Annotated in this window: 22 protein-coding genes; 11 read left to right on the top strand and 11 right to left on the bottom strand. The window is 70.9% G+C overall.

Annotation, left to right across the window (positions count from 1 at the left end):
- Positions 1-178: 178 nt before the first annotated feature.
- On the bottom strand, positions 179-469 hold the full coding sequence (locus GCG21_RS11615; protein ID WP_152909850.1) for a DUF4287 domain-containing protein: 291 nt from the start codon (positions 467-469) through the stop codon (positions 179-181).
- A 318-nt stretch (positions 470-787) separates the two neighbouring features.
- On the opposite strand from GCG21_RS11615, the gene GCG21_RS11620 reads away from it, so the two are divergent.
- From GCG21_RS11620 to GCG21_RS11645, 6 genes are all read left to right on the top strand, one after another.
- Complete coding sequence (locus tag GCG21_RS11620) at positions 788-1,300, top strand: universal stress protein (protein ID WP_370517476.1); 513 nt, start codon at positions 788-790, stop codon at positions 1,298-1,300.
- On the top strand, positions 1,297-2,568 hold the full coding sequence (eno, locus tag GCG21_RS11625) for a phosphopyruvate hydratase (protein WP_152909851.1): 1,272 nt from the start codon (positions 1,297-1,299) through the stop codon (positions 2,566-2,568). Before GCG21_RS11620 ends, eno begins: the two co-directional genes overlap by 4 nt.
- Positions 2,565-3,098 (top strand): CrcB family protein, encoded by a 534-nt coding sequence (locus GCG21_RS11630; RefSeq protein ID WP_370517477.1) that lies wholly within the window; start codon positions 2,565-2,567, stop codon positions 3,096-3,098. Before eno ends, GCG21_RS11630 begins: the two co-directional genes overlap by 4 nt.
- Position 3,099: 1 nt before the next feature.
- Entirely contained in the window at positions 3,100-3,477 is a 378-nt protein-coding gene (gene crcB, locus GCG21_RS11635) for a fluoride efflux transporter CrcB (protein WP_370517478.1), read from the top strand.
- A 136-nt stretch (positions 3,478-3,613) separates the two neighbouring features.
- Positions 3,614-3,856 carry a type II toxin-antitoxin system Phd/YefM family antitoxin gene (locus GCG21_RS11640; protein ID WP_152909852.1) on the top strand — a complete coding sequence of 81 codons (243 nt, stop codon included), beginning with the start codon at positions 3,614-3,616 and terminating at the stop codon, positions 3,854-3,856.
- A complete protein-coding gene (locus GCG21_RS11645; RefSeq protein ID WP_152909853.1) occupies positions 3,853-4,059 on the top strand; it encodes a hypothetical protein in 207 nt (68 codons plus the stop codon). Before GCG21_RS11640 ends, GCG21_RS11645 begins: the two co-directional genes overlap by 4 nt.
- Before the next feature lie 140 nt (positions 4,060-4,199).
- Here the strand turns inward: GCG21_RS11645 and GCG21_RS11650 are convergent, their stop codons facing one another.
- The 4 genes from GCG21_RS11650 to GCG21_RS11665 are packed head-to-tail and all read right to left on the bottom strand — an operon-like array spanning position 4,200 to position 12,745.
- Complete coding sequence (locus GCG21_RS11650) at positions 4,200-5,687, bottom strand: TIGR02679 family protein (protein WP_194165059.1); 1,488 nt, start codon at positions 5,685-5,687, stop codon at positions 4,200-4,202.
- Positions 5,684-9,772 (bottom strand): TIGR02680 family protein, encoded by a 4,089-nt coding sequence (locus tag GCG21_RS11655; protein ID WP_152909855.1) that lies wholly within the window; start codon positions 9,770-9,772, stop codon positions 5,684-5,686. Before GCG21_RS11655 ends, GCG21_RS11650 begins: the two co-directional genes overlap by 4 nt.
- Entirely contained in the window at positions 9,769-11,025 is a 1,257-nt protein-coding gene (locus tag GCG21_RS11660) for a TIGR02678 family protein (RefSeq protein ID WP_152909856.1), read from the bottom strand. Before GCG21_RS11660 ends, GCG21_RS11655 begins: the two co-directional genes overlap by 4 nt.
- Before the next feature lie 31 nt (positions 11,026-11,056).
- Entirely contained in the window at positions 11,057-12,745 is a 1,689-nt protein-coding gene (locus GCG21_RS11665) for a TIGR02677 family protein (RefSeq protein ID WP_227993714.1), read from the bottom strand.
- Between the two features lie 318 nt (positions 12,746-13,063).
- Here GCG21_RS11665 and GCG21_RS11670 point away from each other — a divergent pair, with 318 nt between their 5' ends.
- Both GCG21_RS11670 and GCG21_RS11675 read left to right on the top strand, forming a co-directional pair.
- Positions 13,064-13,354 carry a hypothetical protein gene (locus GCG21_RS11670; RefSeq protein ID WP_227993715.1) on the top strand — a complete coding sequence of 97 codons (291 nt, stop codon included), beginning with the start codon at positions 13,064-13,066 and terminating at the stop codon, positions 13,352-13,354.
- Positions 13,351-13,662 (top strand): hypothetical protein, encoded by a 312-nt coding sequence (locus tag GCG21_RS11675; protein ID WP_152909858.1) that lies wholly within the window; start codon positions 13,351-13,353, stop codon positions 13,660-13,662. The genes GCG21_RS11670 and GCG21_RS11675 overlap by 4 nt, the downstream gene beginning before the upstream one ends.
- Positions 13,663-13,810: 148 nt before the next feature.
- Here GCG21_RS11675 and GCG21_RS11680 read toward each other — a convergent pair whose 3' ends face one another.
- Entirely contained in the window at positions 13,811-14,422 is a 612-nt protein-coding gene (locus tag GCG21_RS11680; RefSeq protein ID WP_152909859.1) for a M23 family metallopeptidase, read from the bottom strand.
- Between the two features lie 314 nt (positions 14,423-14,736).
- Here GCG21_RS11680 and GCG21_RS11685 point away from each other — a divergent pair, with 314 nt between their 5' ends.
- Positions 14,737-15,744 (top strand): type IV toxin-antitoxin system AbiEi family antitoxin domain-containing protein, encoded by a 1,008-nt coding sequence (locus tag GCG21_RS11685; protein WP_152909860.1) that lies wholly within the window; start codon positions 14,737-14,739, stop codon positions 15,742-15,744.
- On the top strand, positions 15,741-16,646 hold the full coding sequence (locus tag GCG21_RS11690; RefSeq protein WP_152909861.1) for a nucleotidyl transferase AbiEii/AbiGii toxin family protein: 906 nt from the start codon (positions 15,741-15,743) through the stop codon (positions 16,644-16,646). The genes GCG21_RS11685 and GCG21_RS11690 overlap by 4 nt, the downstream gene beginning before the upstream one ends.
- A gap of 197 nt (positions 16,647-16,843) precedes the next feature.
- On the opposite strand, the gene GCG21_RS11695 is transcribed toward GCG21_RS11690, so the two are convergent.
- The 5 genes from GCG21_RS11695 to GCG21_RS11715 all read right to left on the bottom strand — a co-directional run bounded on the left by GCG21_RS11695 (position 16,844) and on the right by GCG21_RS11715 (position 21,566).
- Positions 16,844-17,152 carry a hypothetical protein gene (locus tag GCG21_RS11695; RefSeq protein ID WP_152909862.1) on the bottom strand — a complete coding sequence of 103 codons (309 nt, stop codon included), beginning with the start codon at positions 17,150-17,152 and terminating at the stop codon, positions 16,844-16,846.
- An 11-nt stretch (positions 17,153-17,163) separates the two neighbouring features.
- Complete coding sequence (locus GCG21_RS11700; protein ID WP_152909863.1) at positions 17,164-17,868, bottom strand: hypothetical protein; 705 nt, start codon at positions 17,866-17,868, stop codon at positions 17,164-17,166.
- 924 nt (positions 17,869-18,792) lie between these two features.
- Positions 18,793-20,262, bottom strand: a complete 1,470-nt coding sequence (locus tag GCG21_RS11705; RefSeq protein ID WP_152909864.1) for a hypothetical protein — start codon at positions 20,260-20,262, stop codon at positions 18,793-18,795.
- A gap of 83 nt (positions 20,263-20,345) precedes the next feature.
- The gene (locus tag GCG21_RS11710) at positions 20,346-21,209 is read right to left on the bottom strand and encodes an ABC transporter ATP-binding protein (RefSeq protein WP_370517479.1); all 864 of its coding nucleotides are present in this window, start codon (positions 21,207-21,209) and stop codon (positions 20,346-20,348) included.
- 81 nt (positions 21,210-21,290) lie between these two features.
- A complete protein-coding gene (locus GCG21_RS11715) occupies positions 21,291-21,566 on the bottom strand; it encodes a hypothetical protein (protein WP_152909865.1) in 276 nt (91 codons plus the stop codon).
- Positions 21,567-22,512: 946 nt separating this feature from the next.
- Here GCG21_RS11715 and GCG21_RS11720 point away from each other — a divergent pair.
- Complete coding sequence (locus GCG21_RS11720; RefSeq protein ID WP_152909866.1) at positions 22,513-22,827, top strand: hypothetical protein; 315 nt, start codon at positions 22,513-22,515, stop codon at positions 22,825-22,827.
- The last annotated feature ends 438 nt before the right edge of the window (positions 22,828-23,265 follow it).

A 23,265-nucleotide genomic window follows, 5' to 3' on the forward strand; every position in this document is an offset into this window, starting at 1 on the left:
CGGGCGGACGGTTGCGCACGGGGCCCGCCGGCTCACCACGTCCGCGGCGGGCACGAACTCCTGGATGATCGTCGGCGAGGCGTGGATGCACAGCATCTGGAGATTGTCGGGTCGGCGCCGACGAAGCGTGCGGTCGACGACCCCGGCAACCGGACGTCGTCCCGAGTCGTGATCGTGATCATCGGGGCCGGGTCGCCTTGCCGTCGAGCCAGAGCACATCCGCCTCGTCGCGGTGCGGGCCGGTGGATCCGACGTGCGCGGCGTCGATGCGCGGGCCCCTCTTGATCACGTGGACGAGCGCCATGCCGTGGCCGCGCCCCAGGCCGTAGTCGGTGGCGAGCCAGTCGAGGATGACGCCGGCCTTGACGTCGGCGGAGTCGTAGCCCCGACTCGTCGCGATGTCGACCAGCTGCCGCGGAGTGAGTCCGGTCCGGTCTTCGATGGTGTCGAGGTAGGCCTGAAAGGACATCGATCGTCCCCTTCTCTTCGTGCCGTCCCCGTCGCCGGCAGGTCCGGGGGGGCTGAGATGGGTGATCGGCCGCGGACCGCGGTGCGGGCGTGAGTAGCGCGACGATACGGCGCGCCCGGGGGCCGCCGTCAAGCGATTTCCTCGAGTCCGCCGGCGGGCCGGGCGGGTCTCACCACTCGCCCCGTGAACCCGGGCGTGCCAGAATGGGTGCAGACGCATGGACGTCGCGGCGGTGGGGCTCGCCGCAGCCAACCTCGGATTCCTCCGACAACGGTCCCTACCCGATCGGCGCGAGCGCGCCCGAAGGTAGGAGGCAACGTGACCGACAGGCCTCGCCCGATCATCGTCGGGGTGATCCCCGGGCAGCCGGCCGCCGTCGTGGCCGAGGCCGCGATCCTCGCCGGGCAGGTCGGTGCCGATCTCGTGTGCGCCTTCGTCGACGCCTCGCGCTATCCGGTGCGTGAGTTGCCCGACGGCACGGTCGTGGCGATGCCGATCGACCCGGACTCGGCCGAGTCCGACGTGGCGGAGATCGACCCCGGCCTGCGGGAAGCGATCGCCTCGGCGCTCCGCGGGAGCCGGGTGCGATGGAGCCTGCGCGCGCTGGCCGGGGGCGCCGCCCGCGAACTCGCCCGGCTGGCGGACGAACTCGACGCGGCGATGATCGTCGTCGGCACCCGCGAGGCGGGCCTGCGCGGCTCGCTCCACTCGTTCTTCAGCGGATCCGTGGCGGTGCAGCTCGCACATCATCAGCATCGGCCGCTTGTCGTGATCCCGCTCAACCCCGTGAGCGGCGAGGACGAACTGCCCTGGCGAAAGGACGAACGATGAATGCCCCCCTGCGATTGGCCGACCTGACCGCCCGCACGATCCTCGACTCCCGCGGCTATCCGACGCTCGAGGCCCGCGCCCGCCTCGCCGACGGCACGATGCTGCGCGCGGCCGTCCCCGCGGGCGCCTCGACCGGTGCGCACGAGGCGGTCGAGCTGCGCGACCACGACGAGGCCTATTCCGGGCGCGGCGTACGGGCGGCCGTGGCCGGCGTCCATGAGCGGATCGCACCCCTGCTCACGGGCCACGACTGGCCGGATCTGGCGAGCCTCGACCGGGCGCTCGCCCAGGCCGACGGCACCGGCGATTACTCACGGCTCGGCGCGAATGCGGTCGTGGCGGTCTCCATGCTCGCCGCCCGAGGCTTCGCGCACGCGGCCGGGCTCAGCCTGCACGAATGGATCGCGCGCGCCTCCGGTGCACGCGAGCGGCTGCCCGTGCCACATTTCAACGTGCTCAACGGCGGCGCGCACGCCGCGAACGACCTGGAGTTCCAGGAATTCATGATCGCGCCGGTCGCCGCGGGCAGCGAGGAGAACGCGGTCCGGATCGGCGCGGAGGTCTATCACGCGCTCGCCGCGCTCGTGCGCCGCCGGTTCGGCAGCGCGGGGCTGGGCGACGAGGGCGGCTTCGCTCCCCCGGTGTCGGATCCCCGTGCGGCTCTCGACCTGCTCGTCGAGGCGATCACGGACGCCGGGTACCCGCCCGGGGTGGGCCAGGTCGCCATCGCGCTCGATCCGGCGGCGAATAGCTTCCACCTCGGCGACGGCCGCTACCGGATCAACGGGATCGAGCTCGATCGGACGGGCCTGGTGGACTACTACCTCGGCCTCCTCGAGGACTACCCGATCCGCAGCCTCGAGGACGGCTTCGCCGAGGACGATCCCGGCGGCTGGATCGCCCTGGCCGGCGCCGCGGGCGGGCGCGTGCAGCTCGTGGGAGACGACCTGTACGTGACCGATCCGGCGCGCATCCGCGCCGGCTTCGAGGCGGGCTACTCCGATGCGGCGCTCATCAAGCCGAATCAGATCGGCACGGTCTCCCAGACCCTCGAGGCGATCCGCACCGCCCACGAGCTGGGCATGGCGTGCATGATCTCCCACCGCTCCGGTGAGACGTGGGATCCTTTCATCGCCGATCTCGCGGTGGGCACCGGCGCCGGCCAGCTCAAGTCGGGCGCCCCCGCACGCGGCGAACGGGTGGCGAAGTACAACCGTCTCACCGAGATCGAGCTCGACCACCCCGGTCTGCCCTATGGAGTCCAGTGAACGACGACATCCCCGCCACCCCGGCCACCCGTCTCACCGGTGACCGCGCCCTGCCCCTCGACCCCGATCCTGGCCTCGACTCGCCCTTGCGGGCCGGGCCCGGTGTAGCGCGGCCGCCGCACCTGCGCGCCTCCTCCCTCGGCCTCGTGGCCCTCGGCGGGACCGCCGGCACCGCGGCGCGGGAGGCCGTCGACCTCGCCTGGGAGCCGGTGGCCGGGATCCCGGTCGCGATCCTCGCCGTGAACGTCGCCGGGGCGTTCCTGCTCGGGCTCCTGCTCGCGGGCCTCACCCGCAGCGGCCCCGATCACGGGCGCCGGCGAGCCTGGCGGCTGCTGCTCGGAACCGGCTTCATGGGCGGGTTCACGACGTACAGCACCCTCGCGGTCGGCACCGCCTCCCTCCTCGGCGACGGCCGGGCCGGCGCGGGACTCGGCTACGCGCTGACCACGCTGGTCCTCGGGGCGCTCGCCACGTGGGGCGGGATCGCGGCGGCGGCGCTCCGCGGCGGCCCATCGGGACGGGCGGGCTGAGGTGGCGGCCTGGACCTTCACGCTCGTGGCCCTCGCGGGCGGGCTCGGCGCCGCGGCCCGGCTCGTGCTCGACGGCCTCATCCGCGCCCGGATGGCCGCCACGGTGCCGTGGGCCACGATCCTCATCAACCTGAGCGGGTCCTTCGTGCTCGGGCTGCTCACGGGGCTGGCGGCGGGCCGGATCGTGCCCGAGACGTGGCACCTGGTGGTCGGCACCGGCTTCCTCGGCGGCTACACCACCTTCTCCACCGCGAGCTTCGAGACCGTGCGCCTCGTGCAGGAGCGACGCTGGGTCGCCGGCGCGCTCAACGGGCTCGGGGTGCTCATCACCGCGACGGCGGCCGCCGGGCTGGGCCTGTGGGCCGGCGGGCTCTGGTGAGACTCCCGGCCTCGCCCGCCCCGTGGCCGTGGTGCCCCCGATCGCCACTGCGCGCCGCCGGCATGCGGGACGAGGGACCATTCGGTCGACCACGTCGACCTAGTCAGACTTAGCTAAGCCACGTATCGTGACGATCATGATTCAGGTCAACGTACACGAGGCGAAGACTCATCTGTCCCGGCTGATCGAGGCGGCGCTCGAGGGGAAGAGCGTGACGATCGCTCGCGCCGGCCGACCCGTTGTCGATCTGGTGGCCCATCAGGTTCCGACGGTGGTCATCGGCGTGGACGGGTGGCAGGACTACCGGAGTGATCCGTCGCTCTTCGACGGTCCGGACGCCGAGATCGACGACCTCTTCTACGGCGCACCGGCGTCATGATCGGAGTCCTGCTCGACACGAATGCCCTGATCTGGGTCCTCGCCGGCGATCCACGACTCGGTGGCCGGGCCCGCGCGCAGGTGGCCGAGGCACCGCGGGTGCACTTCTTAGCGGTCTCGGTTCTGGAGATCACTCTCAAGGAGATGCTTGGACGATTGCGCGTTCCCGGTGAATCGTCGGTGCCGGCGCGGACGCGGGCCTGATCGAGTTGCCTTTCAATGCACAGCACGGGGTCGGCCTCAGCTCGTTTCCGTCGCTCGCACGGCGCGACCCGTTCGACCGAATGCTCCTGTCCCAGGCGCAGCACGAGGGGCTGCGGCTACTGACTTCTAACGCCCGGCTCCTAGAAGTCGACCTCGGCTTCCTCCTCGATGCCCGTACCTGACTCCTGCCCCGAGGCCCGGCGGCCAGACACAGGGGCCGGGCGGCCGCCGAGGACGCCGGCGAGCACATCGGCGGCGAGTTCCTGGGCCACGGCCTCCTCCTCGACCGCGAGCCCGAGCTCGGCCATCGCGCGGGCCAGGCCCGGATCCCACGGGGACTCGGCCGGGCTGCCGGTCAGCGGCAGGGAGGGCACCGGTCCGCTCAGCGCCGCCCGGTAGTCGCCGGCCTCGAAGCGCCACGGCAGCCAGGGCACGTGCCGGGCGAGCGAGCGCGCGATCCGCAGGCCGGCCCAGTCGAAGTCGCCGTGATAGCGAACGGCGGCGCCCTCGGCGGTGAGCGCGGCGAGCAGGTCGACCACCGCCGTGGACGGCTGCCCGGAGGTGCATACGAGCACCGGGCCGGACGCCACCCCGCCGGCCGGGCCGTCGTGCGGGGCCCGCGCCCACCGGTCCGCCACGACCTCGACGACCGTCGGGTTCTCGCACACGTGGATCACGCCGGCGCGGGGCACGGGCCGCACGCCCCCGGAGCGCACCTGCTCCAGCGTGAGCACGAGCGGCATCCGCGCCGCCCGCATCGCCTCGAGCGCCGCGGCGGTCGCGGCCCTCGGTGCGGGCACGGCGCTCACACCGCCCAGCTCACCCGCACCGCCCACATCGGCCGGGTCGAACCCCGCGACCCCGAGGCACAGGGCCGTGGAGGCCACGGTCGAGAGCACGACCCCGGCCCTGGCCCACACGTCCCGGGCGGAGAGATCCTCGGCCGTCTCCGGGGAGAACGCGGCCCGCACGATGCCCGCGACGAGCCGGCCGAGCGGGCGGGCGGAGTCGAGGCCGTGGGCGTCGCCGAGGGCGCGGCGCGCGAGCACGGCGAGCGGCTCACCGCCCGCGGGCAGCAGGTCGAGCACGGCGGCCGCGTCGGAGGCGAGTCGCTCCCCCACCGCGGGGCCCGTGACGGTACCGGCTCCGCCGGGGCCGGGGGCCCGGGCGGCCTCGGCGGCGGCGGCGCGCTTGAGCCCGCCGGCACCGCACCACTGCTCCCACCACGGGCCGAGCCCGGGGAAGCGGCGGGCGGCCGGCAGCAACGCGTCGCGCGCGGCGTCCCAGGCGGCCCGCTCGCGGTCGCGTTCAGCCGCGTGGTCGATGATCGGGCCCGTGAGGGTCTCGACCGCATCGGCCAGTCCGGCGGGCCAGGGGCCGCGGCGCAGGATCTCCTCCACCACCGCGAGGTCCACGCGCACCGAGTCGCCGGCGCGTCGCGGCCGCCCCACGAGCCGCCAGGCCGCGGCGCGCTGCTCGGGGGTCGGATCGTTCAGGCGGACGACGCCCGTGAGCGGCTCGCCCGCAGCGCCCTCCCGGCGGAGGATCCGGCGGCGCACCCGGGACAGCAGCCAGGCCGTCTCCGGCCCGCCGAGGAGCGTCTCGAGCGCGGCCGCCGCGCCGCTCATCCGAACAGGGTGGCGTCGTCGGCGGCGATCGTCTCGCCCCCGGCGCGGGCCGCCGCGGCCACCTCGGCGTCGCGTTCGCGCCGGCGCCCGTCCCAGCGCCACCGGGTGACGCCGACGGCGTCGATGCCCTCGACCCGGGAGAGCTGCGCGATCGAGAGCCCGGGGACCTGCGGGTAGCAGCCCCATTCGCGCTCGCTGGTCATCACGACGTCCAGGTCGAACGTGGCGAGCAGCCCGAGGGACTTGGCGCGGGAGTCGTCGTCGACACCCGCGAACGCCTCGTCGAGGAGGATGAGCCGGGGCGCGTGCGGCCCGGCCGAGTTGTAGTGCGCGGAGGCGGCCGCGAACAGCGGCACCGACACGGCCAGCGCCCGCTCGCCGCCCGAGGCCGGGCCGGAGGCCGAGCGCCACTGCCCACTCTGCCAACGCTCGACCACGAACGTGTGCCACTGCCGGTAGTCGAGGGCCCGCTCGAGGTGCTCCTGCCAGCTCCCCGTGGGGTCGGCCTGACGCACCTCGGCGATCTGCGCCTGCAGGAAGTCGCCGATGGCGGCCCGGTCCTGCGCCGTCCAGGAGGCATCGGAGCGCACCATGAGCCCGCGCGCGGCGGCCAGACCCGCGGGGCCGTCGCCGCGCTCGCGCCAGCGCACCCGCAGCTGCATGCCGGTCGAGGTCTTGCGGGCGGCGAGCTCCCGGTTCATCCGGTCGATCTGGCCCTCGGCGGTGAGCAGCAGCTCGTGCAGGTGCCCGGCGACCTCGCTCACGAGGTGGTTCTCGAGGATCTCCCGTTCGCGGGCGCTCAGGAGACGCTCGCGATCGGCCACGTCCTGGGCCAGCCGGAGCGCGAGGCGGTCGATGTCGACCTCCTCGTTGAGGTAGCGCACCCGCACCACGAGCACGTCGCCGTGCTGCTCGACGAAGGCGGTGTGCCCGTGCCGGCTCATCTGCGCGCTCAGGTCGGTGGCCGCCCCGGAGACGCGCTGCTGGGCCCGCGCCCACGCGTCGGGGGACTCGTCGTCGCCGAGCTGCTGTTCCACGGAGCGGGCGAGGGCGAGGGTCGCGGTGAGGTTCCAGGCCTCGGGCCCGTCCGGCACGGGCTCCTCCGGCAGGGCGACCCGCAGCAGTCCTGTTCCGGCGAAGAGTCGCAGCTCCTCGATCGAGTCGGCGCGGGCCTGGTCGGACTCGTCGCGCCGGCGCTGCAGCTCCTGCACGGTCTCGGTCAGCCGCCCCTGCGTCGAGGCGGCGCCGAGCTGGTCGCGGGCCGTGCGCGCGAGCGATTCGGCCACGCGGTCGAGGGCGGCGGTGGCCTCGCCGAGGCGGGCCTGCAGTTCGGCGACCGAGGCGCCGACGGTCGCGTGCAGCTCCTCGAAGGTGGACCGCAGCCCGGTGGCCCGGGCGCGCCGCTGCCGGTGGTCCGCCTCGCGCGAGGCGAGCAGCTCCCGCGCCTCCTCCGAGCGCGCCGTCGCCCGTCCCAGGGCGGTCGTCGCCGCCGTGAGCGCGTGGACGGCGGAGCGCGCCCGCTCGAGCGCGGCCCGGTAGGCGTGGACCGCCTCGCGGGCGGCGTCGATCTCGGTGCTCGTGGTGCCGAGGCCGAGCTCGCCGGCCTGGTCGGTCAGCTCCGTCTGCGCCCACGTGGCCTCGTCGTCGGCGCGCTGCCAGGTCGTCTCGGCGGCATGGGTCGCCGCCTCGGCGCGGTCGGCCTCCTGTTGGGCGCGGGCGGACCTCGCGTGCTCCGCGCTCAGTTCCCGCTCGAGGATCTCGGGATAGCCGGCCCGCTCGCGCTGGACCTCCGCGGCGGCGGCGTCCGCGGCCGCGACGGCCGCGCGGGCCGCCCGCAGGTTCTCCTCGAGGAGCTCGACGCGGGCGCGCAGGTCCTCGAGCAGGGCGCGCCGGTGGGCCGCGCGGGCCCCGGCTCCGAGGTATTCGGCCCGGGGCTTGGTCCACGAGCCGCGGGCCGGGCCAGCGCCCCAGTGGCCGCCGGTGTCGACCCACCAGGCGGCGCCGGAGTCCGCGCCCCGGCCGATCCGGGCCAGCACCGCCCCGATCGCCTCGGCGCCGACGGTCTCGTCGGGCCCGGGGGTGGGAACGAGCACGGAGGCGAGAGAGTCCGCGACCGCTGGGCCCGCCGGGCCGAGCACGACGTCCCCGGCGGCCTCGAGGGTGCCGTCGGGCAGCACCCACGCGTCGAGCAGCCCGGCCGACTGCAGCGCGGCCTCGATCCCCGCCCGCTCGCCCTCGCTCACGCCGCCGGCGACGTCGGTCAGCCGCCACAGCGGGGCCCCGGCCCGGCCCACGCGGGCGGCCTCGTCGCGGCCGGGGGCCGGGGGCGGCTCCGGGTCGCGGCCGGATTCGAGTTCGGCGATCTCGGCCCGCCGCTGCGCCAGCTCCCCGGCGAGCACCCCGGCCTCGTGGTCGGCGGTGGCCCGCTCCCGGCCGATGCGCCCGAGCGCGTCCGTGGCCGCCGCGGCGATCGCACTCCGGGCCGGCGCGTCGCCGGTGAGGGTGCGGGCCCAGGCCTCGGCCGCCTCGACGATCTCGTCGATGCTCCCGGCCAGGTCGAGCGACCTGAGCCCCCGCAGGTGGCCGCGGACCGCCTCGCGGTAGCCGGCGACGGCCGCCTGGACCGCCTCCCGGGCGGTGTGCAGTTCCTCGGTCCGGCCGGCGAAGGCGCTCTGGGCGGCGTCGAGGGCGCGCCGCTCCTGTTCGGCCTGGCCGCGGGCGCGGGCCGCCGCCGCGACGAGGGCCTCGACGTGACGCACCTGGTCGCGGCGCCGATCGAGCGCCCGCCCGGCCGCGGCAGCGTCGTCCAGAAGCCGTGGATGCTCCGGCGCCAGCCCGGCCGCCGCGGCGAGGGAGGCGGCCTCGGCCGCCTGTCGGTGCGCCCCGGTCGCCGCCTCGTCCCGCTGGGCCGCGGCCTCGTCGGCCTCGCGGGCCTGCTCCTCGGCGCTCGCGGCGGCCCGCCGCTGCTCCTGCGCCGCCGCGGCCTCGAGGTCCTCGGCCTCCCGGGCCGATCGCTCGGCGTCCTCGAGCCGGGCCGCGTCCCGCATCTCCGGGCTCTCCCGCAGCGCCCGCTCCTGCCCCTGGAGGGAGCCCTGCTCCTCCTCCTGCACCTGCTTGTGGCGGGCGAGGCGTTCGACCTCGCCGGTGGCCGCGGCGAGGGAGTCCTCGGCCTCGCGCAGGTCGCGTCCGGCCTGCTCGTAGGTGGAGTTCGCGGCCCGCACGGCGGTCGTGCGCCGGCGCGAGGCGACCCGGGCGTAGGCGCGGTAGTGGCGCAGGAAGGCCTCGGCCGCGCGCAGGGTCTCCTTCGCCTCGGCGACGCCGGAGCGTTCGTCCTCGAGCGAGCGGAACGATTCGGCGACGTCGGCGACCACGGCCTGGTCGAGCGGGGTGAGCGCCTCGGTGAGCGCGGCCGAGAGGGCCTTCTCGTCGGGCCGCTTCGACAGCTGCGGTTGGCGCAGCTGGATGAGCAGGTCGATCAGGGCCGAGTAGCGCTCCGGGCCGAGGCGGAACATGGCCTCGTCGACGGCGCGGCGGTAGGCCTCCTGGGTCGTGTGCACGTGGCCGGCGCCGGAGCCCGCGAGGTCGTCGCGCAGGCGTTCGGCGCTCAGGGCGGTGCGGTGCTCGTCGAGGAGACGCAGGTCGCCGATGCGCCGGGTGGAGGTGAAGTACCAGGTCTTGACGATGCCGCGGCCCGCGGCGGCCTTGAGGCCGATGCCGAGCGTGGTGAAGTGCTCGGTGCCGGCGGCGTCGACGCGCCCGAATTCGACCCAGCTGTAGCCGGTGCGTTCGGTGTGGGGGTGGGCGCCGCCGAGGAGCAGGTTCCAGTCCATGCGCTTCTTCGGGTCGGCGTCCGGTTCGACCCGCCGGGGCGCGATCGAGCCGTCGAGCAGGAAGGGCAGCGTGAGGGCGAGCACCTTCGACTTGCCGGTGCCGTTGTTGCCGCGCAGCAGCAGCCGCCCGTCGTGGAACCAGAACTGTTCGTCGTCGTAGTAGAACAGGTCGACCAGGCCGAGCCGCAGCGGCTGCCAGCGTTCGCTCGTGGGCCGGGGCAGCGCGGCGGTGTCCGTGTGGGTCGGGGCGGTCATCGGGCCCTCCGGGCGGTGATGGTCGGGGCGGTCATGGTGAAGCGCCGCAGCGCGGGCAGCGGATGGACGACGGCCCCGCTCCCCTCTCCCTCGAGGCGCACGAGGCCGAGCCCCACGAGCCGGTCGAGGGCGGCGGCCACGAGCGCGTTCTCCGCGCCCGGTTCCTGGGCGGTCTTGCGCCAGTAGGCGGCGTGTTCGCCGGCGAGGCGCCGCACCTGGCGGCGCAGGCCGGCGACGTCGGTGGCGCCGCCGGCGGCGAGCCGTTCGGCCAGCAGGAGGGTGGCGTGACCGTCGGTGCCCTGCTCGGGCATGCGCACGTCGGTCAGCTGGTCGTCGGGGTCGACGAGCGCGATCCCCTCGCCGCGCAGTTCGGGAACGAGGCCGGTGGCCTCGGCGAGCCGGCGGGTGAGCTGGACCCGCTGGCTCACGAGGTAGGCGCGCTCGTCGGCCGGGAGTTCGTCGTAGTAGACGACCGGGTCACACAGGAGCCGCCGGCTCACGGCGTGGCGGAGCCGGCGGTGGGTCTCCTCCTCGGTGTAGGCGGGCGGGGCCTCGTGCAGGGCGGCCTCGAGTTCGTCGATGCCCCGGCCGGGGCCGGCCGTGGCGGCCACGAGCCCGGGCCCGTGGGTGGTGGAGAGCATCGTGGCGAGCACGCGCCGGTCCACGTCGTAGAGTGCGTCGCCGGCGGCCGAGACGTAGGACTCCTCGTCGCCGGCCACGCGCTGGAGCACCCCGTAGGCGAGCAGGAGGCGGATCGCGGCCACGAGGTCGGAGCGTTCCTCGCGGCCGGTCAGGGTGAACACCACGTCGTCGAGGCCGGGCCGGTGGGCGGCGAGCACGATGTTCTCGGCGAGGCGTCCGAGCGAGATCTGCGGGTCGGACCGCTCGAGCACGGCGAGCGCGAGGCACAGCAGCACGTAGCGCCGCCGCGTGAAGGGCGGGTCGCCCTTGCGGGCGCGGGCCGGATGGCGTTCGGCGATGGCGATCGCCGTGGGCCCGTGCGGCACGTGGGCGGTGAGGAGGCGCACGGTCTGCGATTCGACCAGGAGGCGCCAACCGGTCTCGCGATCGAACCAGGCGCGCAGGGCGTCGGCGTGGCGGCGCACGAGCCGGAACAGTTCGCCGTCGGCCTGCGCCTGAAGCACCGGCCGGGCCAGCAGCGCCCGCACGGCGCGGACCCGTTCCTCGCTCTCGCGGGCCTCGAGCGCCCCGGAGATGGTCGGGGCGAGGTCGATCGGGCTCGCCGGGCTCATGCGCAGACCTCGTTCATCCGCAGGACCTCGCTCATGCGTAGACCTCCGCGGGCGCGGGCGAGTCCTCCCGGCCGGGCGCGGGGCCGGCGACAGGGTCGGCAGGGCCGGCGACCGGCTCGGGCGGAGCCTCGACCTCAGGGCCCGGGAGGGTCGCGGAGGCGATGTCGACAAGGTGGTCCGGGCCGCTCAGCCGCCCGTCCGGGGTGGTGAGCACCATCGTGGCCGCGCCCGGGATGCGGGTGAGGGTGACCGTCAGTTCGCCGTCGGAGGTGTGCACCTGGGAGGTGTCGGCGGTCGGCCCCATCGCGGCGAGCGCATCGCCGAGGAGGCCGAGGAAGAGGCGGAAAGCCTCCGGGTCGAGTTCCCCGAAGCTCGACAGCGGCCGGGGTCCGCCGGTGAGGATGCGGCTGCGGGCCGCGGCGGTCTGTTCGCTCTCGTGGCGGGCCCGGTCGGCGAGCAGCCGCTTGCCCTCGGTGCGGTCGGCGACCCGCACGGCCTTGCCACGGCGCTCGTAGGATCCGCTGCGGCGCAGCTGCGGGCTGATCTCGAGGGCCGGGGCCTGCTCCCACGGCGTGGCATTGCCGAGTTCGGCGGCCGCCCACGCCTCCTCGGTCGCGGGCGTGACGCTCAGGTGGCGGACCGGGGTGAGTGCGAACGCGGAGCGCCAGAGCCGGTGCCGGTCGCCGTCCGTGGGCAGGGCGGCGAACCAGGTCGCAAGGGTGAGGAAGTCCTCGCTGCGGTCGGTGCGGCCGCCGGCCCGCTCGTGCAGGGCGCGCACGACGGCGAGCAGGGCGGGGATCGCGGCGCGGGCCCGGGCGCGCAGCAGCTTGGCCTCGCTCTCGCGGGCTGGGGTGCTGACGAACCACTCGGTCAGCCCCGACCACTGCCGCAGCCACGTCCGCCGGACCGCCTCGCGGGCGTCGGCCGCCTCGCCCGGGGCGGCGTCGGCGGACTCCCGTTCGGCCGCGGTGGCCGCGAGGAAGGCGACGCCGGCCTCCGGGATCTCGGCGAGCAGGCCGCTGATCGCGGCGCCGCGGGTGAGCAGATCGTGGATGAACCGCTCGAGGTAGGCGATGAGCTCCTCCTTGTACGCGAGGAACGCCTCGACGTCGGCATCGTGCAGATCGATCGTTCGCTGCATCGACCCCATGAAGGCCACGGCGTTCTCGGCGAGCTCGGTGAACCGTTCGCGCAGGCTGCGCAGCGCCTGATGGGTGACGGCGGTATCGACGCCCTCCCCCGCCGCATGGGCCAGCGCGGTGTCGCGCAGCCGGGTGAGCAGCACGACGATGTCCTCCAGCGCGACGGACTGCAGGGCGCCGCGGGTTCCGAGGGCGGCGTCGTATTGGGCGAGGGCCCGCTCGGCCGCCTCCCCCTCGCGGGAGAGCTGGTAGAGCATGCGCCGCCGGTAGAAGTCCTCCAGGGCGGTGACCCGGCTGGAGTCGGGGAAGGCGAGCACGTTCCCCCACGACGGCTGCGCGAGCCGCTCGAGCGCCTCGGCGACGGCCTCCTCCGGAACGCGCGCTCCGCCGTCCGTACGCAGTGCCTCGACCACCTCCTCGGGCCGCACATGGACCGTGAAGCGCTCCTTCTGCGCCATGAGGGCGCGCATGACGCGCCGATACAGCGGCCCGGTCGGGGTGGCGAGGTAGGCGAACGGACCGTAGCTGCCCTGCCCGTCGGCGGCGGGGGTGGCGTTCTCGGTCGGCTGGTCCGTCATAGGCATCCATGCTGCCACGCGCGCCCGACATCGTCCGAACCGGGCGCGTGGATCACGGCGTGGTGCGTGCGGCCGCGAACGATCGACTGATCGCGTCGCGGAGCAGGTTCCTTCCCGGGCATCGTCAATGTCGCGGGAGGGGTCCCCGCCGGCGAAGGCCTCCAGGTCTACGAGCGCGGCCCTCGCTCCCCAGTGCGAGGCGGGAGGTCTGTCCGGCCCCGGCAACCGGCCGGAGGCCGCGGCACGTACTCACGCGCAGCCGTGAGAAGTAGGCGCCACCTCTTGATCCCGTATGACGAGCCGTCATACACTGACATCGTGGTGCACGATGCCGACTGGACCTACCGAGGTGACTACATGCTCGCCCGTCACGGTGTGACGCCCGCAGAAGCAAACGAGTCCATGGCTGATCCAGGTGCAGTGACATTCATCCCAGACCCGGCGAGCGCCAGCGGGCAGAGCATCCGAATGATCGGGCGGGCCCGCTCGACCGGACGAGTCTTGACCGTCATCGTGCTCGACCGCAACGGAGTGCGCTTCGGGGTGAACGGCTGGCCCGCGAACGCCACCGACCAACGTCGCTACGCCACAGGAGGCGATCCACCATGAACGACCACGACGACCTTGCGGACGTCCTGCGTCTCGAGGCCGAGGCCGCCGAGGCGAACCCCGACGCCCCTCTCCGGCCCGGCACACTCATCACACGACGCAATCAGCGCTCCCGTGTGTACTCGCTGCGACTGAACGAGTCCGAGATCGAGGCACTCGAGGCCGCCGCCGAACGGGCCGGCATTCCTGCCTCCACGCTCGCCCGCACCTGGATCGTCGAGCGTTTGGCGGAAGGCGACGACACCACGGATCTGCGCGCTATCGCCGACGCCCTGGCGACGTTCTCGCGCCGACTCGCAGCGTTCTGACCCACCCGCCGACTCGCTGTCGGCACGTGCCGAGTCGACGGCCCGTGCGGACGGAGCCGGGCAGAAGCGTCCATTCTCGGTCATGGCTTCGTTCCACTCCGACCGGAGGCGATGGATTCTCGAGAACGCCGCGCAGGCCGCACGGCGATCAGGGTGCTTCGATCACCTGCCCGTTCCGCGGGAGCGTCCCGCCGAAGGTGATCGGCACGGCGCGGGCACGGCCGAGGTCGGGGGTGTCGATCGCCTGGAGGTGCAGGTGCGGCTCGGTGCTGTTGCCCGAGTTGCCGCAGCGGCCGAGGACGGTGCCCGCCTCGACCCGCTCACCGGCGACCACGGCCACACTCCCCCGCTGCAGGTGGCACAGCGCGATGACGGCCGCGCCGACGTCGATGAACACGTGGTTGCCGGCGAGCGCGAGCCAGCCGTCGGCGGCCCGGCGCCGCTGGGTCAGGGCGTAACCGAGTGAGGGGATGCCCAGCCGGGCGTCGTGGTCGGGCTGGTGGTCGTGCGCGGCGACCACGGTCCCGGCGGCCGGCGCGAGCACGGGACGGCCGAACCCCGGGAACCCGTTCGCCGGCTCCGGGCGGAGCAGCGATCGGAGCGTGATCGGGGCGGTGCGGCCGGCGCTGTCGACGGCCACGAAGTCGATCGCATGGGCCGAGGCGAACAGCTCCGTGCCGTGACTCGGCACCCGGTCGGCCGGACTGTTCCGGGCGAGCCAGCGGCCGATGAACGGATAGGCGAGGTCGACGGCGTCCATGGGCTCTCCCCCGATCTATCGGAGCGGACGCGGCTCACGCTAGCGGGCGCGCCGCCCTCACCCGCGCCGCCGCCACTATGACACGAGCACTCCCTGGCACCACATCCGGCCATCGCGAATGGACGGCGCCTGGCCGGGCGCCGTAGACCTGCTCGGCCCGGTTGTGCGTCCTGTTCTGGCCGCTCATTCGGTCTCCCCTCCTCGGCAGCCGGCCATAGGCGTCGTCGGTGACGGCGGAACGGCGGGGGCGGAATCAACAACCTCGGCAGCCCCTCATGGCTTGATTGTATCGATATGTTTGATACGATCGAGCCATGCGAACGGATCTACTGGTCACTGTCGGTGAGCTTGCCGCCGACCAGTGGGGGCTGCTCACAACCAGGCAGGCGGTTGCTCATGGGCTCACCCGCCTTCACCTCTCCCGCCTCGTGGAGCGGGGACTTCTGGACCGCGTGAGCCACGGGGTGTACGCGCAACCGGTCGCCCTCGCGGATCCGAACGTCGACCTGCGCGCCGAATGGCTCGCGCTGAAGCCGGAGGCGACAGCGGCCGAGCGTCTGCAGAATGCCGTGACGACCGGCGTGGTTTCACACGCGAGCGCCGCCGGGCTCCACGATCTCGGGTCACTGCTCAGCGTCGACCTTCACTACACGCTCCCTCGCCCCTACCGCTCACGCAAGGTCGGGGTGCGCATCCACCGTGCCGATCTGATGGCCGAGGATGTCCTTGTCGTCGCCGGCCTGCCCGTGACGACGATCGCCCGCACGATCACCGACCTGCTGATGTCCAGACACGACCTCGAGCACGTGGCTCAGATCCTGCGCGAGGCGATTGCGACACGCCGAATGACGATCGCGGATCTCCACGCCGCCGCCGGGCGCCGGCCCGACTCGCCCCACGTCCGTCCCCTGATCCGCACACTGCTCGGCATCGCCGAGCTCGACGAGGGCCAGGTCCTCGCACGCGCTCTCGGCAACCCCCTGGTCCAACAAGTCGCGAGCGAGTATGCGCGCGAGGTCAGCAGACTGCAGATTCGGGCGCTCGTCACCACGAAGGCCCACCGTCAAGGTCCCGCAGCCGCACCGGAAGCGCAGCGACCGACGGTGGTGCCCCCACTCGAGCACGCGGGCGTGCCCGACCTCCGAGTACTCGAGCGGGACCTTGCTGTTCTGAAACAGGTTCAACCATCCTCACAACCCGCGAGGTGGTCCGAGCAGATCACGAAGGTAGCCACCGCGATGGCTCGCAAGCACCTAACAGATCTCGTTGTCCACCACGAGCCGGACGGCCGGAATGAGAATGCGATCGGGACGATCGAATGAGTCTCGCTCCACGCACACCCGTCGCCTGGCGCCGGTCGATCGGCGATCGGGCCCGCAACGCCGCACAGGGCACGGGGCGCCGACCCGGCGACCTGCAGCGACAGTTCGTCTACTCGCGTTTCCTCGCTCGTGTCTTCCAGGATGAGACCTGGGTGCTCAAGGGCGGCGTGGCGGTCCTGGCTCGGGTGATCGACGCGCGCCACAGCAAGGACATCGATCTTCTGGCTGCGCTCACGGACATCGACGACGCTGTCCTTAGCCTGCGCGCTGCCTGCGGACGGAAGGCCGATGACCCGTTTACGTTCCAGATCACGGGCCGAACCCCCACCCGCGACAACGACGGTCAGCCGGCAGTGAATGGTGCCGAGCTGCGGATGGAGGCCTTGATCGGCCCGACGTCGATCGAGAGGTTCCGCGTGGACCTCGTTGTGGGCTCGACCATGACGGCCGAGCCAGAGAAGATCACTCCCCCGATGCCGTTCGAGATGGAGGGGATCCGGACGCCAATCTACCGCGTGTACCCGGCCGTCGATCATGTCGCCGACAAGCTGTGCGCGACAGAGTCCAGGTACGGGATCGATCGGGATAGACGATCGAGTCGGGCACGTGACTTGGTGGACCTCGTCGTCTTCGCGCGGACGCAGGAGTTCGACGCCGGAGCCCTGTGGAACGCGATCGAGGCTGAACGATCCGTGCGCAACCTGCCTGCGGCACCCGCGCTCGATGTCCCGTCCTCCTGGGCGCCGCAATACGCGCAGGAAGCGAGGAGTACGCCGGTCTGCAGCGGCATGGACTTCGACGCTGCGGTCACGCTCTCCCGCTCCTTCCTCGACCCAGTCCTCAGTGGCGTTCGGCAGAGCGGCCACTGGGACCCCACGGCCTGCACGTGGGCGCGATACTGACGCTCCCATCTGAGAGCACCCACGCGGTGACCGGAGCGCGCGGCCCGGTCATGCTCGCGGGGCCGCCGCAGCCGACGTCCGCGACGGCGGCACCGGCGGTGAGGTCGCCCACCAACCTGTTGAGGACGGGGAGCCAGGCGCTCACGAGGTTGGCGCGGTAGACCGGCAGGAAGAACCGCCCGCAGCCCGTGTGCACGTCATGAGTGCGTTCGTCCGAGCCCAGGCCCGTGCCGGAGCGCGCCGCCGCGACGATCCGCGGCCTGGGCGTTGAGCCACTCCCCCGCGTAGCGCGCGTCGGTGCCGGTGCGCCCGGCCAGCTCGGCGGGCGTGAGGGCCTCGCCGCCGGCGAGCTCGCGGTAGTAGCCGAGTTCGTCGCCCATGACCACGAGCGCGGCGTTGAGGGAGGCCCCCACCTCGCCCACGACGCGGTGAATGAATCCCATGAGCGCCTCCGGGTCGATCTCCCGATCGCCCCTCGGGGCGGTGGTGTGCGTGGTGGTGGACATGATGGATCTCCTCAGTTGGTGAAGCGGGCGGTGGTGAGGGCGTAGAGGAAGCCGCGACGCGGCAGCCACAGCGGCCCGAGTCGCTGCTGGCGCCGGTCGGGCTCGGCCGGCTCGAGCCGTCGGCCCTCGATCTCGGCGGCGGTCTCGGTCACGATCCAGACGTGCCGTGCCGCGATCCGGTAGCGCTGACCGTTCGGCATCGTGCCGATCATCCGCAGCCGCCCGCCGCCGATGAGCGGCCCGACCATGAGGCCCATCGAGGTGAGCAGGCCGCGGGTGTTCCACGCCCTCCCGGGGATCGCGCCGGCGCAGGCGTTGAGCAGGGCGGTCCGCTGCGAGCCGCCGAAGCGCATCGTCCAGGCGAGCCCCGTTCCCGTATGGACGACGACGCTCGCCTCGTCCTGCCAGGTCAGGCCGATCGGGGTGGTCACCGTGCGCTGCGCGGCCGAGCCCACGAAGCGGGCGCAGCTGAGCGCGGGCGACGCATCGGAGTAGATCGTCCAGCCGGCGGAGCCGTGATGCCAGATCGACCGGTAGCCGGGCCCGAAGGAGCTCTCCGGCCAGCAGCGCAGCGCGAGGTAGTCCTCTGCGCCGAAGGGAATACCCATGACGCCGAAGCCCGTGAGGTGGTCACCCGGACCGTCCGTGAGGGGCGGACCGGCGGTCGTCGCCGCGTGCGGGGTCAGGGGTGCGGTCGTGCGAGTCGTGGTGTTCATGCATCCGATCGTGAACCCGCGAGCGCGCCCCGGCATGGGGCGTCTGCCCCATCTTTGCCCGGTTTCGGGCCTGCGGGCCCTGCGCACCGGCGCCGGTACGTCCTGGTCAGTGGCTGGAGTGGACTGAAGACTGGTTCAACGGGTACGGCCTGACGTCTGGCGGTCGCGGCGCCTGATCCTGCCGGGTACTCTCCTGCACGTTAGCGACGACGATCGCGTAGCCATGGACCAAAGAGGGATTGCCAAGAAACGAGGACTACAAGCGTCTCGGGTCTGGCTTCCGCCTAAACGGCACCGCTGGGCGTGGGGTTCTAGAAACGAGCACCAGTGCTGCAGCGCCCATGACAAGTAGCGCAACCCATCTTATACGCGAGGGGGTCCAGTCCGTCTCGCTGGGTTGGGTGATGAGCGACACCGCGTCGGGTAGGAAGGCGGCGCCCACCATACCTAGGATAAGTGCTGACGCGGCGCCGAGACCGCCGGTCCCGGAGACATCGGTGCTGACGCGCCACGCGGCAATGACCCACATCCAGGCGGCGAGCGCTGGTGCCTCGATGAAGAGCCCTGGTGCACTGAACTGAGCGCTGCTGTCGATCAGCGCCGGCGCTAGTGCAAGCTGGACGCACCATGATAGCAAGATCGGTAGGAAAGCGGCGCTGATTCGAACCATCGTCGTAATGCCACGCCCGACAGGCAGGGCTTCTGTTATAGACCTTGCAGGGTCGTCGAGCGCAAACGCCCCACCTAATAGCGTGACTGCAAGCGAAAGATGCAGTGCCAGCGTCGCATCTACCTCACCGAGTTGGAAGCGGGCAAGCAAGAGACCGCCCAGAACCGCCATACCCATAAGGGCAGTCACGGCGGTAGGCAGCAACCGAGATGCGCTGAGGATCGAGAATCCAATCGCAAGCCGATAGCCAGCGCTCATTCACACGCCCACTGTTCTGGTCGCTGGACAGGTGCCGGCATATTTAGGAGATGGGCCACTTCCATAATGTCCGCATCTAGATTAGTCAGGCTCTCGCCGAGACTTGCTACAGCCTGATCGGCTACATCACGAGGCTGCGCTAGCAACTGGGCGACAAGGTCGACTTCGCTTGGGCTGAACGAATAACCAGCAGAGGAGCGAACAGTAGTCGTCCAGACCGCGCCGCCTTGAGAAGAACCCAGGAACCCCCCGAACGCTGCTTCGGTCGACTGGTCAGCACGGGCCGCTCCCCAAAGAACCAGGAAGGCGGGTGCATCACACAAAGCAACTATGGTGTGGTCACTCGGTTCAGGCACCCCTTCAACCATGGTGGCCGATACATCGACTGCGAACGACAGCACGTCGTGTTCCTCTAGTCGGCCATCCCCGGTGGCAGCCCACGACATCGGTGCCGGTATCGTGGCAAGGGCTTCGTCGAGCGGGCCCTCTCTCGCCCAGACCGCCAGCGGGAGTGATCCTTGTGAGTCCATAGGGCCGTTGACGGCATCGAGGCTCTGCCGAACTGCGATAGATCCCTGCGCTGTGAGCTCCGTTGGCACCGCAGAACGCACACCGTCTACGACGTCCTTCCAGGCCGGGATGCGAGACTCGAACTCAGGAAAGCTGCAGAATCGATCTATACCAATTGTGCGACAATTCTGAAGGTCGGCAGGGTTGAGGAACACCCCGGCGCGTTCGCCAAGTACTGACGGGCTGGGACCCTGGCTCTGCATAGCTCCTGCGACCGTCGCCCCGGCAAGCGCTATTGCCAACACAGGTGCTCCAACTTTCGCGGGCAGGCGGTCGATAAGAAGCGCTGCGACGAGGACGACAACGATAAGCGTGGCGAGCCACAGGAGGTGCCAGCCTGCGGGGCGATCGATCAATGAGGAAGGCAGCACTCCCGGGTCTAATGGGTCTAATGGCACCATCAGAGATAACCAACTGGCTGAACTCGCGGTGTAGAAGGCAGCGATTACTCCTCCTGCTAGCACTGCGAAGAGTAGGATGCCGGCTACGGCAGATCGCAAAGCCCGCCCGATCAACATTCCTATAGCACCGGCTGCCACGACAAATGCTGGCACCGTCAAAACTTCGAAAATGGCTAGGGATCCGGCCGCACCCTCGCTCAGTGAGAACATCGTCAGCCGCGCCATCGCTAGCAGCATGCCCAGTACTGCGAAGGAGAGTAGTCCCATACCCGCCGCGAGGCTGCGTGCCCAGTGCGGCAACGGCATTGCGCCCTCCGAGAGGATCGCGCCAGTCCGGTAGGGCCGAATGGTCGCCTGATGGGTAACCAAATAGGCGGCGGCAGCGAGTACAAGCAGTGGCAATTGTATGTTCGCCGACTCGTGACTCAGGACGCGAAAGCTCGTGGCTGAACCGTTGAACAGGTCCAGAACCCAAGGGATGGTGATTAATGCCACTGCAACGAGGGTAATCGGGTGAAATAGGTATTCGCGAGCAGAAGCAAACGCCAATCCAGCGACTGCCCGACGTGCATAGTTCTTCATGTCGAGGCCCTCTCTGAGTCAGTAATCAGCAGGTACCCGTCGTCCAACGAGGGCGGAATGATCAGCGCACCAGCCGGCGGATTGCCTACGTTGCGGGCCCGGCCATCGCCCGTCTTCCACGCTGCAAGCGCTCTCTCATCGGGGACGTCACTCTCCCAGACCATTCCCTCGGCTCGACTTGCTAAGCCCGCAGGAGTTCCAGTGTACAGGATCTCACCCCGCCTCATCACTGCGACCTGCGAACATAAGGCCGAAACGTCGTCCGTCTGATGCGTGGAGAGAAGCACAACATGCTGCTGCGCGAGCCTTCCCACGAGTTCACGGAAGCGAATACGTTGCTCAGGATCCATCCCGACTGTTGGCTCGTCGAGAATGACCAGCTCAGGGGCCCCGACGATAGTGCAGGCTAAGGCCAGTCGTTGACGCATGCCACCCGAAAGGCGAGCGATTCTATCATTCCTACGATCGAACAGGTCCACCGCTGTGAGGACCCGATCGACCTCAGTGCGCCGCTTGCTCGGATCACCGATCTCCTTAAGAAGGGCAACGTGGTCTACGAATCGGTACACACGAAAGGACGGGTACAGGCCGGGGCTCTGTGGTAGGTAGCCGATCAGGCGCCGGACTGAACGCAGATTTTCCGAACCGATGAGGTCGAGACCATCGAACGTGACTGACCCGCTGTCCGCGCGTTGCACTGTTGCGACAGTCCGAAGGATCGACGACTTGCCGGCGCCGTTTGGTCCGAGCAGCCCGGTCACACCGGTTGGCACCACCAGTGAAACATTCCGAACAGCCCTCTTCGAACCGTAACTGACGTTGAGGCCCTCGACCTGCAGCGCCTGATTCCGCAGTTCCACTCTTTCACCCCCTCGTGAGCCTGCCTCCACAGCAGATCGCCGCAGAGGCAGGCTCACGATCAGAAGACACGCGCTGGTTGATCAGCAGCTTTGCAGCCCATCGAACCGTGCTGGCCAGAAGTAGACCTCGGTACGCGTAGGTTTCGACGCAAGTGTGGCGCAGGGACCATCGAGGTCATAGTCCCAGATCGTCTTGATGCGATACGACGAGATGCAACCGTTGTACACCTTGAGCGTCCGTTTGAGACCAGATGACGCGGTCGAGGCGTTGACGCATCCCGGTGGGGATGCTGCCTCGGCAGGTGCCACCAGGGCACCGCCGATGAGTAGAGCGGCAAACGCCGGTATGGCGGCCATTCTACAGATGCTCATCCTTGCGGACATGTCGCGTTTCCCCTTACTCTTGATCCACATGATGTACACGGGGCTGTGGGCATGCACTTACTGTTATCTCACGGACCGCTAGCAACTTTCGAGGCGATCTGCTCTGGCGTACCAAGGTGCCGTGTAGGTACGCGTGTACTTCGAGGAGAGAGACTTGCACGAACTATCGTTCGTGAAGGCCCAGATCAACTTGAGCCGCTGTAAAGTGGAGCAGCCGTTATACGCTTTGGCCTGCGTCGTGATGGGGCTCGGGTGTGAGCTCGACAGCGTCACACAACTAGGTGCTATGGGGCCCGCTTGGGCTGGAACCACCACACCAGACAATGACAACACAATCGCAGTCAAAACGGCGCCCGCGATCTTTGAAGGCAACCTTATTCGCATCTCACAAACCTTCTTGTATGCGCATGATGCTGATGATCGGAGCATCCTGGGACAGGACGCATCTAGAAAGATAGTGTGTCTCGTCTTTGAACCTCCTGCACAACTTGGTGACAGTTTGGGTCAGACTGCAGCCCCTAGGTATCCGAGATATGATGCCCTCGAACCGCTCCCGCGTCAAGCACCCGAGCCAGCCGTTCTGTCCATGACCGCTGGTGGGGCACGACGAGCAACGGGCACGGCCGGGAAGGGACTGTTGAGGAGCGTGGGTCGGTAAGCGTCCAACGTGTCTCGGGTGAGCGGTGAGCGCGGGCCTGCAGGGACTGCGATCCAAATGGATGTCGTGGTGCTGGGCCGACTCCGTCGCCGTAGCGCGCGATGTCAAGCTGTGTGGAGTCACGCGGCCTTGGATTGTGGTGTCTCGTTTGGCGGGTTGATCCCGACGGTGCAGGCGCCCCGAGGGGCCCGCATCAGGTGGTCGTCAGGGCCGCGAGCCTGTCAGAGCCGAGGTGGCCGTGTAGTTTGCGCAGGTTGTGGCATGCGGCCAGCAGCAGCCATTCACCTTGGCCTGCTCCAGCCTGCACAGCAGGAGCCGTTTGCCGTCTTGCAGGGTGGCCATCTGACCGAAGACCTATTCCACGATCGTCTTGCGCCGGGAGTAGACCGCTCGGCTGGCGTGGTCTTCAGCTTCCGGGCCATCCGTTGCGTAGCCGTGGCGTTCTTGGGGATCGGGCCTCGCGGCGCCACGGGGCTCGGGTCGCCGCGCTTGGCACGGCTGATCGCGATGAAGAATTCGGTGCCGGTCTCGGCTGAAACCACGCCCCTCGGTTCAGGTTTGTCCTCGGAGCAGTAGCCGGCATCGACCATAGCCTGAGCAGTGTGAGCACTGGTAGAAGGACCTATCGGAGATCTTCATGATCCTCGACTGCGGATCGGTGAAGTTGCGTTGCGCCTTCACCTTCGGCACCGCCGTGGCGAGCGCGGCATCGACCCGCTCGGCCGTGACGTCCTCGTCCTCGCGCCGCTGGGCAGCCTTCTCCTCGGCCGCGCCCGGATACGCTCGCGGGCCTCCTCCTCCAAGTCCTGCTCGGCCTGGGCGATCGGGCATAGCTCATCGCCTTGCGCCGGGAAGCGTTCGCCCGCACGTTGGTGCTATCCAGGGCCACCCGGCCCAGACTGACCATCTCCGCGGCCCGGCACAACGCCAACGCCTGAGTGAACAGGTGCCCCAATGCCGAGAGATGACGCTTGCGGAACCGGGCGACCGGACGGCAATCCGGAGCGGCCCCGG

Origin of the sequence: Pseudactinotalea sp. HY160, assembly GCF_009372055.1 — a bacterium.
In the GTDB taxonomy this organism is placed as follows: Bacteria; Actinomycetota; Actinomycetes; order Actinomycetales; family Beutenbergiaceae; genus HY158.